Genomic DNA, 17624 nt, shown 5'->3' with positions numbered 1-17624 from the left:
CGTTTCAGATCTCGGCCTCCCATGGGTGGCCACCAGCTGTGTCACGATCGCCGCAGGTGTTTTCCAGACGTGACGGCCCCTCAGACTTCCACCACTCCCGAGACCACTTCGGGGCAGTCCGAGCGCTACGAGCCTGCGGCGCTAGAGGATCGCTGGCAACGGAATTGGGGTGATCAGAACCTCTACGCAACAGAGGACCCCAAGCCAGGTCAGAAGGCGTTTTATGCCCTCTCGATGTTTCCCTATCCATCGGGAAGCTTGCACATGGGGCATGTGCGCAACTATGTGATCACCGATGTGATCGCACGCACTCAACGCATGCGCGGTGACGCCGTGCTTCATCCGATGGGATGGGATGCGTTCGGACTTCCGGCTGAAAACGCGGCGATCGAACGCAAGATTGATCCAGGAATTTGGACGGATCGCAACATCGAGCAGATGCGCGATCAACTGGGTCGATTGGGGCTATCGATCGACTGGACGCGTGAGCAGGCCACCTGCCATGAGGACTACTACCGCTGGACGCAGTGGCTATTTCTGCAGCTGCACGAGGCTGATCTTGCTTATCAGAAAGAAGCCACGGTCAACTGGGACCCTATTGACCAGACCGTGCTGGCCAACGAGCAGGTGGATTCCGAAGGCCGCTCCTGGAGGTCAGGGGCCCTGGTGGAACAAAAAAATCTGCGCCAGTGGTTCCTCAAGATCACCGAGTATGCCGATGCTCTGCTCGATGATCTGAGGCTTCTCGATGGCTGGCCGGAACGGGTTCGCACGATGCAGGCGAACTGGATCGGCCGTTCGGAAGGTGCGGAAGTCGATTTTCAGGTGGTGGGTCGTGAAAACACCAGCATCACCGTGTTCACAACCCGGGCTGACACGCTCTTTGGCGTCAGTTATGTGGTGCTAGCACCAGAGCATCCCCTGGTGGATGTGGTCACCACCTCCGAGCATCGTGATGCTGTGGAGGCGTTCCGGGGCCTCGTGAATGACCTCACCGCTGATGAACGGACGGCTGATGATCGTCCCAAGCGCGGGGTGACGACCGGAGCCGTTGCGATCAATCCGGCCAATGGGCAAGAGGTGCCGATTTGGATCGCTGATTATGTTCTCGGCGGGTATGGCACAGGAGCCGTGATGGGGGTGCCGGCCCATGACGAGCGTGACTTCCGCTTCGCCCGCACTTATGAACTGCCGGTTCAACGGGTGATCCTGGTGGATGGTGCCGATGAGCACCTCAACGATGGTGAGGCCTGGACCGGTCCAGGCACTTTGGTGAACAGCGGCAGCTTCGACGGTCAGACCAGCGATCAGGCCCGGCAGTCGATTACTGACCACGGCAACAGCGAAGGCTGGGCACGCGCAAAGCGCCAGTACCGTCTGCGCGATTGGTTGATCTCCCGTCAGCGCTACTGGGGATGCCCCATCCCGATCATTCACTGCGATCAATGCGGTGCCGTCCCAGTGCCATCCGACCAGCTGCCGGTCGCCTTGCCGAAGAACATTGACCTTCAAGGCAAGGGTGGATCACCACTGGCCACACTGGAAGACTGGGTGCAGGTGCCGTGTCCCAGCTGCGGCAAACCAGCACGGCGTGAGACCGACACCATGGACACTTTTATGTGTTCGTCTTGGTATTTCCTGCGCTTCACGGATCCCCACAATCGGGATCTGCCCTTCGCTTCAGAGGCCGTGAAGCGTTGGTTGCCCGTTCAGCAGTACGTGGGCGGCATCGAACACGCCATCCTGCACCTGCTCTACTCCCGCTTCTTCACGAAGGCCTTGAAGGACCGCGGTCTGTTGGAGGCCCGTGAACCGTTTGAACGGCTGCTCACCCAAGGCATGGTGCAAGGGGTGACCTACCGCAACCCGAGAACTGGCCGCTACGTGGCTCCAGCCTTGGTGGCTGACGCTGCTCAACCGACGGACCCTGACGATGGCGGGGAGCTCGAAGTGCTCTTCGAAAAAATGTCGAAGTCGAAGCACAACGGCGTGGATCCTGCAGCCGTGATTGATCGCTACGGCGCTGACACAGCACGCATGTTCATCCTCTTTAAAGCACCTCCGGAAAAGGATCTGGAATGGGATGATGCCGATGTCGAAGGGCAGTTCCGTTTTCTCCAGCGCTTGTGGCGACTGGTTGCCAACATGACGGATGCCTCCCGGGCCCCTCTTCTGGCTGGAGATCCACCAGCACTGCCGGAGACGCTGTCCGATTCCGATGCGGAAATCAGACGTGCGGTGCACCTGGCGATCGAAGCGGTCAGTGAAGATTTAATCGGTGATTTTCAGTTCAACACCGCAATTTCCGAACTAATGAAGCTCTCGAATAGTCTTTCGGGGGCTGTGCTGAACGCATCACGACCCATTCAAGTTGAAGCGTTTTCAGCGCTCGTGCGCTTGCTGGCACCCTTTGCTCCGCATCTGGCTGAAGAGTTCTGGTCGCGCCTTGGCGGTGAGGGAAGTGTTCATTGCCAACCCTGGCCGTCCCATGACCCAGCAGCCTTGGTGCAGGACAGCGTTGAACTGGTCATTCAGGTGAAAGGGAAGGTGCGCGGGAGCATTCGCGTTCCGGCCGAATGCGACAAAGCGGAACTGGAGCGTCTAGCCCTTGCCAGTGACGTCGCCGAACGTTGGTTGGAAGGAAAACCTCCCAGACGCGTGATCGTTGTGCCTGGAAAGTTGGTGAATCTGGTGCCCTCCTGATTCACTGACGGTGATTAGCCCTTGCTGAACCGGATGGAGGCGGGGCTGTCCCATTGGCCTTGTGCCTGGTAACCGCGCTTGTTGCCCGTGAGATGGCGCAGGATCCAGAACACCGATTCATCAGAGCCCTCGCCAATGGCCTGTTGAATCTCCACCACGGATCTGGGAACGCCATCACTCAATACCGCCTCGACCTTGCCCTGCAGGGTGAGAATCGCAGCGGCCGCCTTCTTTCCGGCCTCAACGCCGGGCTGGTGGTAAGCGTTGATGTTCACCAACTCGCCATAGAGGCCAACAGCGCGTTCAAAGAGGGCGATCAAGGCACCAAGACGACGGGCATCAAACTCACGCATGCTGATGCTGAGGCTCTGGCGCCCGCCTTCAGTCAGAGCTGAACGCGTCCCCTGCAGAAAGCCGTCAAGGAAATCACCAGGTAGCTCATCGTTGATGAACGGAATGTCTTCGCTGTCGCGAAGCACCTCAATGAAGGTGACAAAAAAGTTGTCAACGCCATCGCGCAGTTGCTGAACGTAGGCATGTTGATCAGTAGATCCTTTGTTCCCGTAGACAGCGATGCCTTGATGGACGACCGTGCCATCTCGATCCAAACGCTTGCCGAGCGATTCCATTACCAGCTGCTGCAGATACCGGCTGAACACCTCGAGACGATCGCGGTAGGGCAACACCACCATGTCGCGCGTGCCACGACCATTCCCTGCGGTGTACCAGGCCGCTGCCATCAGGGCCGCAGGATTACGCCGGACATCCACCTCCCGGGTGGCCTCGTCCATCTGTGCAGCTCCGGCAAGGAAGCTGCGGATGTCGGATCCAATCAAGGCACCAGGGAGAAGACCAACAGCGCTGGTGACACTGGTGCGTCCCCCTACCCAGTCGAACATGTCGAAGCGCTTGAGCCAGTGTTCCTCACTGGCCTTTTGATCGAGCTTGCTATCAGCCATCGTGATGGCGACGGCTTGTGCGGCCCAAGTGCCCCCGACGGCTTCGAGCCGATGCCGGGCCTGTTCCATCCCCAAATGCGGTTCCGGTGTTCCCCCGGACTTACTCACGGTCACCACCAAAGTGGTGCGCAATGCATCACCCAGTTGAGCGAGCACACGGCTCATGCCATTGGGGTCAACGTTGTCGAAGAAGTGGAAGGGCAGCCCTGAGCCGTTCTCCTGAAGCGCTCGGATCATCAGCAACGGACCCAGACCGCTGCCACCGATCCCGATCCAAAGCACATCTGTGAAAGGCTCTCCCGTGGGCGATTTGATCGCGCCGGACACGATCGCCTGGCCGAACGCCTCAATGTCATCGATGGCGGCAGCGATGTGCTTCCCCACCTCAGGATCCGGCGCCAACTGAGGATGTCTCAACCAGTAATGGCCGACCTGCCTGGACTCGTCGGCATTGGCAATCGACCCAGCTTCGAGGGCCTGCATGGCTTGAAACGCCTTCTCCAAGGGCGGTGCCAAGACTTCGAGATCGCTGCTGTTGAGATGCATGCGGCTGATGTCCAGCCACAGCCCAAGGTCATCGTGGTACCAGAGGAGATCACAGAAGCGCTGCCACTGAATCTGGGTATCCGTCGCGCTGAAATCCGGGAAACGCATCTCGATGAGCGCACTCACTTCGGTGAAGTTATCCAGGATCTGACGGAATGCCCATGAACGAGGACACCACGGCTAGTCTCCGCCCATGGCACCGCATCGGCTTGGTTTCTGCTCATCGTTTGCTCCAGACGTGCTGAAGAACGTCTCGGCGGTGGCTATTACCTCAGTGGTCTTGACAGTCGGTCTCCGTCTAGGGCTCCAGCAGAGTCCAATGACGGCTGATCCGACTGGGACTGATGGGCAACGCTCTCGGGCGGTCACCCCAAATCCTGCGGATTTCAGCGCTGAGGAACTGGAGCATCTGCAACGTCGCTTCGGTGTGCATGGCCCACAGACCCAATTGGCGCAGCTGTTCACCCGTGGCGTTGACCAGCTAGAGCCGCTTCGCGCCAACACACTCTCGCGGCTGCGCACACTCAAACCGATGATTTGGCGCGAGGCAGATCGTCATCAGATCAACCCGATGTTGATCACGGCGATTCTCTTTGACGAAATTCAACACTCCAAGCCCGGAGAGGATCTTCCTTTTGTCGTTCATTCGGGTCTTGTTGACACCCACGGGCCAGCCCAGCTGGGCATCAGCGAATTGGTGCATCAGGGCCGCTTGCCTGAGAACCCTTCATCGCAAGAGATTGCTGAAGCCCGTGACCTGCTGATGGATCCCGCAGCCAATGTGGAACTGTTGGCGGCAAAACTGTCCCGTTTGAAAGGTGAACTGGGTCTGGATCGCAGCTCAATCCTGATCGCCAGCCGCTCCTATGTTGATGCCAAGGCCGTTGCCACCCTGGCTTATCTTCACAACGGCAAGCTCGACTATCCAGCCCGAGTCCTGCGCTACATGCAGGACCCGGCACTGCATGGACTTATGTATTCAACAGAGCAATCGGCACAGCCTTTATTAATTTGAATGGCGTAATCGATTTAGCCTTAAATTAAAATCATTGGCTTGGCTTTCATCTTCCAAGGGGTTAATCATAACTTGAAGCCATTTTCAGCACGGCTTTTACAACACGCTGATGAAGAATCAAAATTCATTTTTTGCGAGCGATCCATCCAAAAGAGTGAACAACATTAGACCCCTTCAAGGGAGCGCGTATTAGCCATCACAAAGCCTTCCCAGTGCAGCAAGGCGGATCTGAAGTTCATCCCAAGAAAAGCTGCGTGGGTCGCCCCGTTCACCACCGAGATCCACATGGCGATGGGTGGTAATGGCAGAAGCTGGGAACTGAAAGCGCTCGAGCCAGTTATCAAGCACCAATGCCAACGCGTCATATTGACGGGGCGTATAGCCACTGTGGCGATCCGCACTGTCCTGACCATCCCAAGGTGTCTCGAGGCTGAGATGCAGCGCAAAATTATTCACCGATCCCTGAAAATCAGGATTGGTCACAGCCCATTCACCATGAAAGGCTGAATAACCGGCACCGTAGGCACGCTTCAGCGGATCAACCACATCCACGATTGAGCCATCAAGGCCAATCAGGGTGTGATAACTCACCTGATCTTCATCGTAGGGATGAGGAGTAAGGAAGGTATTTAATGCTGAATCCAGGGAGTAAACGGTTTCATGCAAAACGACAACCCTTGGCACCGGATTCAACGTCTCTCCCCAGGGATTGCTGCGCCAACGATCACCGTAATTGCTGTCATCTGCGGGAACCGATGTCCGTAATTCAGCGAGCTGGTTCCGTTGCGATTGCAGTCTCTGCTGCACCGACGCATCAATGTTGGAACATTGGCGTTTTAAGGGGGAGACCCAAGCCGACGCTTGGGGTGGTTGGGGTGCATCACCCTGAAGGAGTGTGGATTGTGGTCGATCACGACCTATTTCCTCAAAGCGATCCAAGAAAGAGGGTTGAGGTGCGGGCGGCTCGTTAGTTTTGTCCTGGGTGAAGCCAACGAGAGCGAGCACGACAGCAAGGGTGGACGTACCCACCAACAGATGCCCCGTGCGGGAGAGACGGGTCGAGCTTGAGACCTTCGATAGCAGACGGTTCAGACGACCTGAAACCATTGATCTCGGAGCAAGCGAGCCTCCCTGGATGCACCAGGGTCCCAGATCAGTCGGTAACGATCAACCCCGGGTTTCTCCAGGACTAGCTGCGTGTGGCCGATCAGGCCACGGCGGCTGTAGGTCACCTGACATTGCTCAGGACCATCGAGCAACTGTTGCGTTCGCTTGAGTGTGCGGCAACGCCAATCGCGCAAAGCAACGAGTTCATCACCAGGAACCAAGCCGGCACGTTCAGCAGCTCCACCTGCCAAGGTGCGGTCAATCCAGACGGTGCCGTCTCCTTCACGCAGCGTCCAACCGGCGTTGGCCTGCGTTTCCATCACTGGATCCAGCAACAACCCGATGGTTTCCAGTGACCTGTCGATGGGCAACACACCACGGCCATCAAGCCATCCAGGCAATTGGTCCGCCAGTGGAGGGGAGACGTCTGCAATCGCTGCCATAAGGTCCTGACGGCCATACCCGCGACCGTGGCGGCCCAACCGTCCCCAGAGCAGACGCAGGGTGGCGGCTAGGGAACCACCGACCTGACGAAGACCCACATCAAGACAGAACGCCAGCGCTGTGCCAAGGCGGTAGTAACTGACCTGGCTTCGCGCGTTGGCGGGAGTCTGTTTGTAAAGGCGCACCCACGCTTCGCGCGAGCTGTCCGCAAGTGACTGAAGTTGCGTTCCCGGGTTCAACAACACATGGGAGAGATCGGCCGCCAGATCCTCCAGCAAATCGAGACGACTGGAGTACCCCGAGAGCAACGGAAGGAAGAGGTCGAAATAACTAGTGACCCCTTCGGCGAACCAGAGACCATCACTGACGATCGGCTTGTCGTAGCGATAGGGCACGTAGTCCACCGGCCTGAGCCGACGCACATTCCATTGATGCAAATACTCGTGGCCAATGAGCTGCAGAAGGCTTCGCATCCCACCCTGCTCCTGCAGCCGGGTCCAGGGAAATTGCATCACTGATGCATTGTCGTGCTCCAGCCCGCCGTACCCCTGATCCAAAAGTTGCAGAACTAGCTGATACGGCACCCGTGATCGAGGATCCGACTGCAGCAGATCGCAGACAGCTTCACAGATCAATTCAATCTGCCCTGGGAGATCCTTCGACCAGCCAGAGGGTGGCGCACCGATTAACACCAACTCGTGGGGTTGTTCTCGCACTGTCAGGGAAAGGGTGTCCATGACACCGGCGTGCACTGGAGCATCGACGAGATGGTCGAAGTCCTCAGCGACGAAGTCGCCATCTTGTTGCGCAAGTGGACAGGCCACGGACCAGTGGGACGGGGTCACCACCTTCAGCAGATGTGGCGTCCAACGTTGGCCCTCCACCAGCATCACCACAGCCGAAAGGCACAGGGAGGAGAAGGATGGATCGAGCAGATTGGTGCGGACGGTGAGTTGTCTTGCTTCCAGGGCGTAACGCAGGATCAGTGGCTGATTGCACTCGCAGTCCACCTGCCAGCTCGAGGGAGAGCGACGGGTCGGTGTAAGGGCTTGGCCTGCCTGTTCAAGGCTGAGGCTGTGCAGGTGCTGCGATGGATCTCGAACCGTGTAGGAGCCAGGAGTCCAGACCGGCAAAGTCCAACGTTGCACTGGCTGTTGAGGCAGCCAGCGAATCTCAACCCAAAGCGTCTGCGAAGCAGGGCATCCGAGGTCGAGAACAACATGCACCTCGGGCATCAGACAGCGCCGGTGACCGTTTCGGCGTCCAGCTGGTCAGCCTCATGCAGGGCTGTGTTGAGGGCGTAGCGCCTGAGTACTCGGCGCAGAGCAGATTCGGTGCGACCGGACCCTTGCGGTGCTGAGAGATCAGCAACAAGATCTAGCGCGACGTGGTCGTCACGTCGTCTCCAACCCAGCTGCAAGCCGGATGGGTGATAAGCAGCCAAGTCGACAGCCTGATGACGATCGAACGACGAAACGATGCCTCCGCACTGCACACGAAAGCCCTCAGCACGAAGGGCGATCTCGAGCAAAGCGAGATCCGTCACCAGTGTGGGCAGGATGGAGAGATGGGACATGAAATCCGGAATGCCCGCGCCCACAGACACTAGCCAGATCAATGGCGAGCGCTATCCCACGCTCACGGTTCCCACCATCGGGCCATGGCCAAAATTTCAGAGCCCCCTTCGCCTCGGTGTGATGGCGTCAGGATCGGGTACAAACTTTGAGGCTCTGCAGGCATCGATCAGCGCAGGCGATTTGGATGCCGAACTGCGACTTTTGGTGGTTAACAATCCTGGATGCGGAGCCATGGCAAGAGCAAAACGCCTCGGCATTGCTTGTGAGCTCCGTGATCATCGTCGATTCGCAAGCCGAGAAGCCCTGGATCATGAACTGGTTCGCACCTTCCAATCGGCGGGTGTGGAAGCGGTGGTGATGGCGGGCTGGATGCGAATTGTGACCCCGGTTCTCATTGATGCCTTTCCTGGAAAACTGATCAATATCCACCCCTCGTTACTGCCGTCTTTCAAAGGCATGGATGCGGTGGGTCAATCACTGGAGGCAGGGGTGTGCCTTGCCGGATGCACCGTGCATCAAGTGCTGAAGGATGTTGATGCCGGACCGATCCTGGCCCAGGCAGCGGTCCCGATCTTGTCGGGAGATGATCGTGATTCTCTGGCCGCACGCATTCAAAGCGAGGAGCACCGGCTGCTTCCCTGGGCGACGGCTTTGGCAGGTCAACGCTGGCGATCGGTCGCTTGTGATTAGGGATAAAAGGGTTCGAGTGGCAATCCTTCAGCAATCGGCAGACCTGCCATGAGGTTCAGGCACTGCACGCCCTGACCGGCCTGGCCTTTCATCAGGTTGTCCACCGCACTCATCAACACGAGCTGACCCGTGCGTCCGTCAACCTGAACCGACATCAGTGCCTGGTTGGTGTGCTTGGCCCATTTGGTCGCTGGGTAGGTTCCCACTGGCAGCACACGCACACAGGGGTGATGGCGATACACCGTCTCCAACACCGTGGTGCAGTCCTCCGCAGTCAACCCTGGATCGCGCAGACGCGCATACACCGTGGATAACAGACCACGCACCATCGGAACGAGGTGTGGCGTGAACTGCAGCTGGATTGGACAACCCGCGACTGCGCTGGCCAGCTGTTCAATTTCCGAGGTGTGGCGATGCCCCACAACGCCATAGGGAGCGATGGATTCCGATGCTTCAGCCAGCAACAAATTCTCTTTTGCGGCTCGCCCTCCACCGGAGGTTCCCGTTTTGGCATCAATGATTAACCCCTCGGTTTCAATCAAGCCTTGCTTGAGAAACGGAAGCAGCGGCAAGAGACTGGTGGTGGGGAAACAGCCTGGCGCCGCCACAAGCCTGGCCTTGGCGATGGCATCAGCGTGCCACTCCGCGAGTCCGTAGACCGCCTCCTCACACAGATCAGCATCGGCACGCTTTCGGGTTCTGGCTTCGTGGACGTACACCGACGCCCATTGCTCAAGGCTGCGGTAGCGATAGTCCGCCGAAAGATCCACCACCCTGACTCCTCGCTCCAGCAATGGAGGAACGAGTTCACTCGCTAGGCCATTGGGAAGGCTTAACACCGCGAGATCAGCCTGATCAGCAATGCGATCTGGATCAGGACTTTCAACAACAAGGTCTTGTTTTAGGGGCAGGAACGGACAGAGTTCGCTCCAGGCCCGACCCGCCGAACGCTCACCGCCAAGAAAGCTGACTTCGAGCGTCGAGTGGGCGTTCAACAGGCGAAGCGTCTGCAGTCCTCCATACCCGGAGGCACCCACCACTGCGACCCGTTGATTCCCCATTCTCGCGATGGCACATCACCTGATCGTACCGACGTCGATAATGGTGAAAGCTTGCACGACGTCGAGACCGCTGTCTGAATCCGTTGCCCAATCCGAGAGGATATCGACGCTCTTCGATTCCATTCCAGACGCCCTGGCAGCCATCCGCAACGGCGAGTGTGTGGTGGTGGTTGACGATGAACGCCGGGAAAATGAAGGAGATCTGATCTGTGCTGCGCAGTTCGCCACACCGGAACAGATCAATTTCATGGCCACCGAAGCAAGGGGGCTGATCTGTCTGGCCATGGAGGGATCAAGGCTGGATGCGCTGGATCTTCCGTTGATGGTGGATCGCAATACCGATGCCAATCAGACCGCGTTCACGGTGAGCATCGATGCTGGCCCGGAGCATGGCGTTTCCACGGGAATCTCGGCCGATGACCGATCGCGCACAATCCAGGTGGCGATCCAACCCGGCGCCAAACCGGCTGATCTGCGCCGTCCGGGCCATATTTTTCCGTTGCGGGCTCGTCCTGGTGGCGTCCTCAAACGCGCAGGGCATACCGAAGCCGCCGTTGATCTTGCCCAGATGTCGGGACTGTACCCCTCGGGCGTGATCTGTGAGATCCAGAATCCTGACGGCTCCATGGCCAGGCTTCCGGAACTGCAGGTCTACGCCAAAGCAAAGGGGCTCAAGCTGATCAGCATCGCGGATCTGATCCGCTACCGACTGGAGAACGAACGCTTTGTGGTGCGTGCCGCCCAATGCTCCCTTCCCACTGAATTCGGTTCCTTTCAAGCGATCGGGTACTCCAACCAGATCGATGGCAGCGAGCACGTGGCTCTGGTCAAAGGGGACCCCAGCAATCTGCACGAACCGGTGTTGGTGCGGATGCATTCCGAATGCCTCACCGGTGATGCCTTTGGCTCACTGCGCTGCGATTGCCGTGCGCAGTTGCACAGTGCTCTCAAGCACATCGAAGCGGAAGGAGAAGGGGTTGTGGTGTATTTACGCCAGGAAGGCCGCGGGATCGGGCTGATCAACAAGTTCAAGGCCTACAGCCTCCAGGAGGGAGGTCTGGACACCGTTGAAGCCAACGAAAAGCTGGGATTTGCTCCTGATCTGCGCAATTACGGCGTCGGTGCGCAGATTCTCAGCGATCTCGGCATTCACCGCTTGAATCTGCTGACCAACAACCCAAGAAAAATTGCAGGGTTGGGCGGTTACGGCCTTGAAGTGGTGAGCCGGGTGCCGATGAAACCAGCGCTCGGTGACTTCAATGCCGACTACCTCGCTACCAAACGCGACAAGCTGGGACATCTGATGGAGGAGCAGGACCGGCAGTCCCATTGGGTGATTTGCCTCGACAGTGCCTCCACGGACGATGGGGAGCTGTCAAGGCTGTTGCATCGTGTCGAAACCCTGAGTCAAGAGAACGGACTTCAGCTTCAGGCGGAGCAGGCGCCGCGATTGCTGGCGCTGTGGGAACGCCCCAGATTCGTCTGGTCGCTCCAGGGGGCTGAACCTGAGCCTGTCGCAATCAAAAGGTTGCTGGCGACCATGGCCAGTTGGGCCGACACGTCACGGTTGGGACTGCTCCATTCCGTTAATCCGGATCAGATTGCCCATCCACCGCAAACATTGGAGCGCAAGGATCTGAGGCTTTCAACGCTAGGGAACAACCAGCAAGGCTGGGACTGGTTTCCCAAAGGAGACCAGCCCGCCTTGATTCACTGGTCTTGAACGGTGACCTTGTTAATGCGGGATCCGTTTTTGAGGGCCAAGACGACGTCCATGTTCCCGGTCAAACCGAACACGGTGTGGACGCCATCGAGATGGGGCTGAGCTTCATGCACGATGAAGAACTGACTGCCACCCGTGTTCTTTCCAGCGTGCGCCATCGACAGGGCACCAGGGACGTGCTTTTTGCTGTTGATTTCACAGTCGATCATGTAGCCGGGGCCGCCGGTTCCGGGCATGCCACGGGATCCTTCGCGGCTGTTGGGGCATCCCCCTTGGGCCATGAAACCGTCGATCACACGGTGAAAGGCAAGTCCGTCATAAAAACCATCTTTTGCCAGCTTGACGAAGTTGGCCACGGTGTTGGGAGCGTCCTGATCGAACATCTCCAATGTGATGTCGCCGGCGTCCGTGGACATGAGAACGGTCGTCAAGGCGTCAATTCCAAAACACCATGCTAGGCAAGTGCCATCAGCGGCCGACTTCACTGCATCCATGAGCCAGACACCACCCATTCCTGATCTGGACACGGCCCGTGTCGGAGTGATTGGAGGGAGCGGGCTCTACGCCATTGACAACCTGGAAACGATCGAAGAAGTCAGTCTGGAGACTCCCTACGGAACGCCGTCGGACGCATTCCGCATCGGCCGACTCAATGGAGTGGAGGTGGTTTTTCTGGCACGGCACGGGCGCCAGCATCACCTGCTGCCCTCTGAAGTGCCCTATCGCGCCAACATCTGGGCCATGCGTTCCCTGGGGGTGCGCTGGTTGATCTCCGTATCAGCCGTGGGCTCCCTGCAGGAACATCTTCGCCCCCGCGACATGGTGGTTCCCGATCAATTCGTTGATCGCACCACGCAGCGACCCATCACATTCTTTGGTGAAGGCTGTGTGGCCCACGTCAGCCTGGCGGATCCGTTTTGCAACATCTTGAGTGAACGGCTTGCAGCGTCGGCAGCAGCGGCAATGCCTATCGGCCACCATCTGCACCGAGGCGGCACGTATCTCTGCATGGAAGGTCCTGCCTTCTCAACGCGCGCCGAAAGCGAGCTCTACCGGCACTGGGGTTGTGACGTCATTGGCATGACCAATCACAGCGAAGCTCGCCTGGCCAGGGAAGCGGAAATTGCCTACGCCTCCCTGAGCATGGTCACCGACTTCGATTGCTGGCATAACGATCACGATGCGGTCACGGTGGACATGGTGATCGGCAATCTGAAGGCCAACGCTGCAGCGACGGGCCCCATCCTGGAGGGCCTGATGGAGACGTTCATAACCGAACGGCCCATGTCAAGCGCCCACAGTGCTCTTGCCGATGCTCTGATGACACCGAAGGAGGCCGTGCCAGCGAAGACTCGTCAAAAACTGGATTTGTTCACCAGTCCCTATTGGGGACCTTCCGAAGCCTGATTCGGCAAGGAAAGCCCATAGGTGTTGAGCGCCGCCCGCAGATCGGCTCCGTGGGCCTCCAGGACGGCATCGGCCTCAGCAGTCTGCAGCCCACAGCTGCCCATTAACAAAGCACGCTTGACCGACCCTCCGGCCTGTTCCAGCAGAACAAGAGCTGGCTCACGATCCAGGCTCAGCAAATCCTGCAGGATGCGCATCGAGCGATCCACGAGCTTGCTGTTGCTGGCAGCCACATCCACCATGCGGTTTCCGTAGACCTTGCCCAAACGCACCATCACTCCGGTGGAGAGGATGTTGAGCGCCATTTTGGTGGCAGTACCGGCCTTGAGACGGGTTGAACCGGTCAGCAATTCAGGACCTGTGAGCAAACGGATATCAATGCTGCACGGGAGTGGTGCCTGATCAGCAGGAACGCAGGCCATGGCGATGGCCAAAGCCCCCAATTGCTCAGCCCAAGCCAGCCCTCCTCGCACATATGGCGTCGTACCGCCGGCTGCAATACCGACGAGGCAATCGTTGGCACTGAACTGGCGAGCCTTGAGATCGGTGACGGCTGCCTCCTCCAAGTCCTCTAATCCCTCGGAACTACGCAACAGGGCCGGCGCACCACCGGCGAGAACGCCTTGCACCAGCTCGGGGGGGCTGCAGAAGGTCGGCGGACATTCAGCGGCATCCAGAACTCCCAGACGTCCTGACGTCCCGGCACCGAGATAAAACAGACGTCCTCCATCTCGAAGGCGCTTGGCGATGGCATCCACAGCCTGAGCAAGATCCTCACGCGCTCCATGCACTGCCAGCTGGGGGCGTCGATCTTCCTCAATGAACAGATCCACAAGGTCCGAGGTGGGGAGCTGATCAAGCGTTCGGCTTGCGGGATTGACCTGTTCCGTCAAGAGATGACCGCGGTCATCGGAGGGTGTCACCAGATCCACCATGGTCAGAGCAGTCCTTCGAGACGGCGACGCACGTCATCGAGATCCGGGATGGAATCACCAGCGTCGTTGTCTTTGGCCCTCTCGCTGGGCGTTTGAGGCATCTCCTGGTCTTGCCAGTTGGACACATCCTGATTGGCGCGAGGGGGCGCCAGCATCAGACGCTCATCGTCGCTTTTGGGGACGAAGTCCCTGGACACAAATCGCGCTTCATATCCCGCCTCACGGCAGAACAGTTCAATTTCTTCGCGGTCTAGCTCCTCAACAGACGGGGTCGGAAAATCCTGGGCTTCCAGGAGACCTGCATAACGGTCCGCGTCATCGCGGTTTTCGAACATCAGCACCACGGTTTGCCCGGCAAGTTCCAGGGAGTGGATGCCTTCGCTGTCCTGTCCTGCGTCATACAGGAGCACGTGAACCAACATGCTGATCAATCGCCGATATCAGTCTCTCATCGTCTGAAGCGTTCAGTAACCACCAGCCCGTTCGAGACTGAGCTCCTGAAGGCGTTGGTAGAGAGCGCGCTCATCGTCGGCCAACTCCGCTGGAATGACGATCACAATTTCCACCAGCTGATCGCCGCGGTCATCGTCGAGTTGGAGACCACGCCCCCTTAGGCGCAATAACCGTCCACTCGATGATCCAGGCGGAACCTGAAGCGTGACTGGGCCGCTCAGGGTTGGCACATCCACAGCACAACCGAGGGCTGCATCGGGAGGAAGCAATTCCAGCCGGTAGTGCACGCGAAGACCATCGATGCGAAGACCGTCGTCGGTGATGACCCGCAAGTGAAGGAAGTGGTCCTTGCCACCAGGAGCCACGCCTTCAAGCCGCAACCGCCAGCCATCACCGGCACGAGGAGGTGTGCCCACTTCAACCAGGGTGCCATCGCCCAGTTCAAGCTCAACCGTGGTTCCGTGAAGCGCTTGATCAGGAGTCAGCGCAACCACCGTCTCCAAATCATCTTCCGTGCGCACCGGTGGTGGTGGTGGTGGCGCTGCCTCAGGCCAGTGGGATTCGGCCGCAGCAGCATCGGGTGCAGGATCGTCGTCGTGAAAAGAGGAGCCTCGAATTGGTTCCCGTTCCAGACCCAAGACCACCGCCAGATAATCCTCAAAGGCGGGAAAGCCAGAACTGAAGGGATCAGCAGAGACCGTGGAACCCTGCCGTCCCGACTGCCACTCCTTGCGGCGATCGGGATTGCTGAGAACGGCGTAAGCCTCGTTAACGAGCTTGAACCGCTCTTCCGCATGGCTGTCGTTGCCATTCAGATCAGGATGCCAACGGCGTGCCTCGCGCCGGAAAGCACGTTTGAGGGCCTCTGGATCAGCGTCAGGATCCAACCCCAGCAACGACCAATAATCCGGTTCAGCGGAAGTTGTCATCGTCCCAGGGATCCATCCCGCGTCGGCTGCTTCTCACGGGCTGGTCGTAACGCGATTGCGGTGATGCCCAGGGGTCATCATCCCAATCGTCCTCAGCGAAAAGCTCATCTTTCAAGGTGCCGAGAGTGCTCTTGAGGCCTTGCAAGGGTCCAGCTTCAACTTGGCGTTCAGCGGTGAGACGCCGATTGAGGCCGAACAGCGCTTCCTGGAGGCCACTGACGGCCAGCTCAAGCTCTTGGAGATCATCCTGGGCAAGAAGATCCTGAACATCACGCACGCACATCTCAACAGCACGTTGCTGGCGTTCAGCGCCGTAAGGACCGAGCTCGAGGGCCGCATCACGCAAACGCCGCTCAGCCTGTGCCACCAGCGTCATGGCCGAGTTGCGCCGCTCGATAGAGGCCCGTTTACGCCGATCTTCATCGGCACGGGCCTCGGCTTCTGCCAACAGACTTTGGATTTCGTCTTCACTGAGAGTTGAACCACCCTGGATGGTCACCGACTGCTTGCGACCGGTCGTGCGATCGGTGGCACTGACCTGAAGGATCCCGTTGGCATCGATGTCGAAGGCCACCTGGATTTGGGGTACACCACGGGGGGCGGGAGGGATGCCTGAAAGGCGGAAACGACCCAGGGATTTGTTGTCGGCGGCCATCTGGCGCTCCCCTTGCCAGACGTGGATTTCAACCGAGGACTGATTGGGTTCCGAGGTGCTGAACACGTCAGACTGACGCACCGGAATCTGGGTGTTGCGTGGGATCAGCACCTTCATCAACCCACCGATGGTTTCAAGTCCAAGGGACAGCGGAGTGACATCGTTCAGCAGCAGATCCCTCAGTTCACCGGTGATGATTCCGGCCTGAACGGCAGCACCGACAGCCACCACTTCGTCGGGATTGACCGACTGGCAGGGGTCATTCGGGATCAGGGTGCGCACCAATTGCTGCACCATCGGCATTCGAGTGCTGCCACCCACCAGCACCACATCATCAATATCTTCGGCAGTCCAGCCGGAATCACGCAGGGCTGACTGAACTGGAACGAGCAAGCGATCAAGGAGATCCGGACAAAGTCCTTCGAAAGTCTCCCGGTCGAGGGTTGTTTCGATGTGCAGAGGGCCATCGGTACCGGTCGCGATGAAGGGGAGAGACACCGGAGTGGTGGTGACGCCAGAGAGTTCTTGCTTGGCCTTTTCCGCTGCTTCGGTCAGGCGCTGGAGCGCTTGTCGGTCTCGACGCAGATCGATGGCGTGTTCCTTCAGGAAGGCTTCCGCCAGCCAATCAACAATGCGTTGGTCGAAATCGTTGCCCCCGAGTTGCGTATCTCCATTGGTGGCTTTGACATCAAACACACCATTTGCGATCCGCAGCAACGACACATCGAAGGTGCCGCCACCGAGATCGAAGACCAGGGCACGGCGCACTGCACTGCGATCAAAGCCATAGGCCAGTGCCGCAGCGGTGGGCTCATTGAGAATTCGTTCAACGCTGATGCCAGCGAGGCGACCGGCATCCCGGGTGGCCTGACGCTGAGCGTCGTTGAAGTAGGCCGGAACGGTGATCACCGCGGCTTCCACCTCTTCGCCTAGGTAGGTGGAGGCGTCATCGATCAACTTGCGCAGGATGCTGGCGATCAGTTCCTCTGGGGCGTACTCCCGTTCGGTCTGCGGGCAAGCGACCCGAACGTTGCCCTGATTGTTGGCGCGCACCGTGTAGGGCACTGTGAGCGAACCGTCATCAAGCTCATCCCAGGCGCGCCCAACGAAGCGCTTGAGATTGGAAAAGGTATTTCTGGGGTTGAGAACCAATTGGCGTCGCGCCGGCTGACCCACCAGAAGCTCATTGTCTTTGGTGTACCCCAGCACCGACGGCGTGGTGCGCGTGCCTTCGGCATTGGCAATGACCACCGGCCGCCCGGCCTCAAGTACAGCCACGACGGAATTGGTGGTACCCAGGTCGATTCCGACGATCCGGCCCATAAACGCCTGTGGGGACTCCCACGGTAACGGCCAAAACCCGTCTCTCCCAGTCCCACCGGCTCTCACGGGCCGATGAAAGAGTCTTTAAAGCCTTCTT

At 58.7% G+C, this 17624-nt stretch carries 15 protein-coding genes; 5 read left to right on the top strand and 10 right to left on the bottom strand.

Annotated features, from left to right (window positions below; translation table 11 throughout):
- Positions 1-21: 21 nt before the first annotated feature.
- Entirely contained in the window at positions 22-2703 is a 2682-nt protein-coding gene (leuS, locus tag SynA1825c_RS07660; protein WP_370593733.1) for a leucine--tRNA ligase, read from the top strand.
- Positions 2704-2717: 14 nt separating this feature from the next.
- On the opposite strand, the gene SynA1825c_RS07655 is transcribed toward leuS, so the two are convergent.
- Complete coding sequence (locus tag SynA1825c_RS07655; RefSeq protein ID WP_186468773.1) at positions 2718-4316, bottom strand: glucose-6-phosphate isomerase; 1599 nt, start codon at positions 4314-4316, stop codon at positions 2718-2720.
- Between the two features lie 211 nt (positions 4317-4527).
- On the opposite strand from SynA1825c_RS07655, the gene SynA1825c_RS07650 reads away from it, so the two are divergent.
- Entirely contained in the window at positions 4528-5223 is a 696-nt protein-coding gene (locus tag SynA1825c_RS07650) for a helicase DnaB (protein WP_370523135.1), read from the top strand.
- A 189-nt stretch (positions 5224-5412) separates the two neighbouring features.
- Here SynA1825c_RS07650 and SynA1825c_RS07645 read toward each other — a convergent pair whose 3' ends face one another.
- The 3 genes from SynA1825c_RS07645 to SynA1825c_RS07635 all read right to left on the bottom strand — a co-directional run bounded on the left by SynA1825c_RS07645 (position 5413) and on the right by SynA1825c_RS07635 (position 8350).
- A complete protein-coding gene (locus tag SynA1825c_RS07645) occupies positions 5413-6030 on the bottom strand; it encodes an N-acetylmuramoyl-L-alanine amidase (RefSeq protein ID WP_370523133.1) in 618 nt (205 codons plus the stop codon).
- Positions 6031-6311: 281 nt separating this feature from the next.
- A complete protein-coding gene (locus tag SynA1825c_RS07640) occupies positions 6312-8009 on the bottom strand; it encodes a M61 family metallopeptidase (protein ID WP_186468770.1) in 1698 nt (565 codons plus the stop codon).
- Complete coding sequence (locus tag SynA1825c_RS07635; protein WP_186468769.1) at positions 8009-8350, bottom strand: DUF1257 domain-containing protein; 342 nt, start codon at positions 8348-8350, stop codon at positions 8009-8011. The genes SynA1825c_RS07640 and SynA1825c_RS07635 overlap by 1 nt, the downstream gene beginning before the upstream one ends.
- A 10-nt stretch (positions 8351-8360) precedes the next feature.
- Here SynA1825c_RS07635 and purN point away from each other — a divergent pair, with 10 nt between their 5' ends.
- On the top strand, positions 8361-9041 hold the full coding sequence (gene purN, locus SynA1825c_RS07630; protein ID WP_186468768.1) for a phosphoribosylglycinamide formyltransferase: 681 nt from the start codon (positions 8361-8363) through the stop codon (positions 9039-9041).
- Here the strand turns inward: purN and argC are convergent.
- Positions 9038-10102 (bottom strand): N-acetyl-gamma-glutamyl-phosphate reductase, encoded by a 1065-nt coding sequence (gene argC / locus SynA1825c_RS07625; RefSeq protein WP_186468767.1) that lies wholly within the window; start codon positions 10100-10102, stop codon positions 9038-9040. The two genes, purN and argC, sit on opposite strands and share 4 nt — an antisense overlap.
- A 40-nt stretch (positions 10103-10142) precedes the next feature.
- Between argC and ribBA the strand changes: the two genes are divergently transcribed.
- Positions 10143-11825 (top strand): bifunctional 3,4-dihydroxy-2-butanone-4-phosphate synthase/GTP cyclohydrolase II, encoded by a 1683-nt coding sequence (gene ribBA / locus SynA1825c_RS07620; RefSeq protein WP_186468766.1) that lies wholly within the window; start codon positions 10143-10145, stop codon positions 11823-11825.
- Here the strand turns inward: ribBA and SynA1825c_RS07615 are convergent.
- Entirely contained in the window at positions 11813-12241 is a 429-nt protein-coding gene (locus SynA1825c_RS07615) for a peptidylprolyl isomerase (protein ID WP_370523132.1), read from the bottom strand. The two genes, ribBA and SynA1825c_RS07615, sit on opposite strands and share 13 nt — an antisense overlap.
- Positions 12242-12317: 76 nt before the next feature.
- On the opposite strand from SynA1825c_RS07615, the gene mtnP reads away from it, so the two are divergent.
- The gene (mtnP, locus tag SynA1825c_RS07610) at positions 12318-13232 is read left to right on the top strand and encodes an S-methyl-5'-thioadenosine phosphorylase (protein WP_186468764.1); all 915 of its coding nucleotides are present in this window, start codon (positions 12318-12320) and stop codon (positions 13230-13232) included.
- Here the strand turns inward: mtnP and murQ are convergent.
- From murQ to dnaK, 4 genes are read right to left on the bottom strand one after another with little or no spacing between them, the layout of a single operon-like run.
- The gene (murQ, locus tag SynA1825c_RS07605) at positions 13208-14167 is read right to left on the bottom strand and encodes an N-acetylmuramic acid 6-phosphate etherase (RefSeq protein ID WP_186468763.1); all 960 of its coding nucleotides are present in this window, start codon (positions 14165-14167) and stop codon (positions 13208-13210) included. The two genes, mtnP and murQ, sit on opposite strands and share 25 nt — an antisense overlap.
- 2 nt (positions 14168-14169) lie before the next feature.
- Positions 14170-14589, bottom strand: coding sequence for a DUF3110 domain-containing protein (locus SynA1825c_RS07600; RefSeq protein ID WP_186468762.1), 420 nt, complete (start codon positions 14587-14589; stop codon positions 14170-14172).
- A 42-nt stretch (positions 14590-14631) separates the two neighbouring features.
- Positions 14632-15549 (bottom strand): DnaJ C-terminal domain-containing protein, encoded by a 918-nt coding sequence (locus SynA1825c_RS07595; protein ID WP_186468761.1) that lies wholly within the window; start codon positions 15547-15549, stop codon positions 14632-14634.
- The gene (dnaK, locus tag SynA1825c_RS07590) at positions 15533-17527 is read right to left on the bottom strand and encodes a molecular chaperone DnaK (protein WP_186468760.1); all 1995 of its coding nucleotides are present in this window, start codon (positions 17525-17527) and stop codon (positions 15533-15535) included. Before dnaK ends, SynA1825c_RS07595 begins: the two co-directional genes overlap by 17 nt.
- Positions 17528-17624 lie beyond the last annotated feature (97 nt).

The organism is Synechococcus sp. A18-25c, from assembly GCF_014280035.1.
In the GTDB taxonomy this organism is placed as follows: domain Bacteria; phylum Cyanobacteriota; class Cyanobacteriia; order PCC-6307; family Cyanobiaceae; genus Synechococcus_C.
The sequence above is the reverse complement of the archived record's forward strand: the minus strand, read 5'-3'. Positions and strand labels throughout refer to the sequence as shown.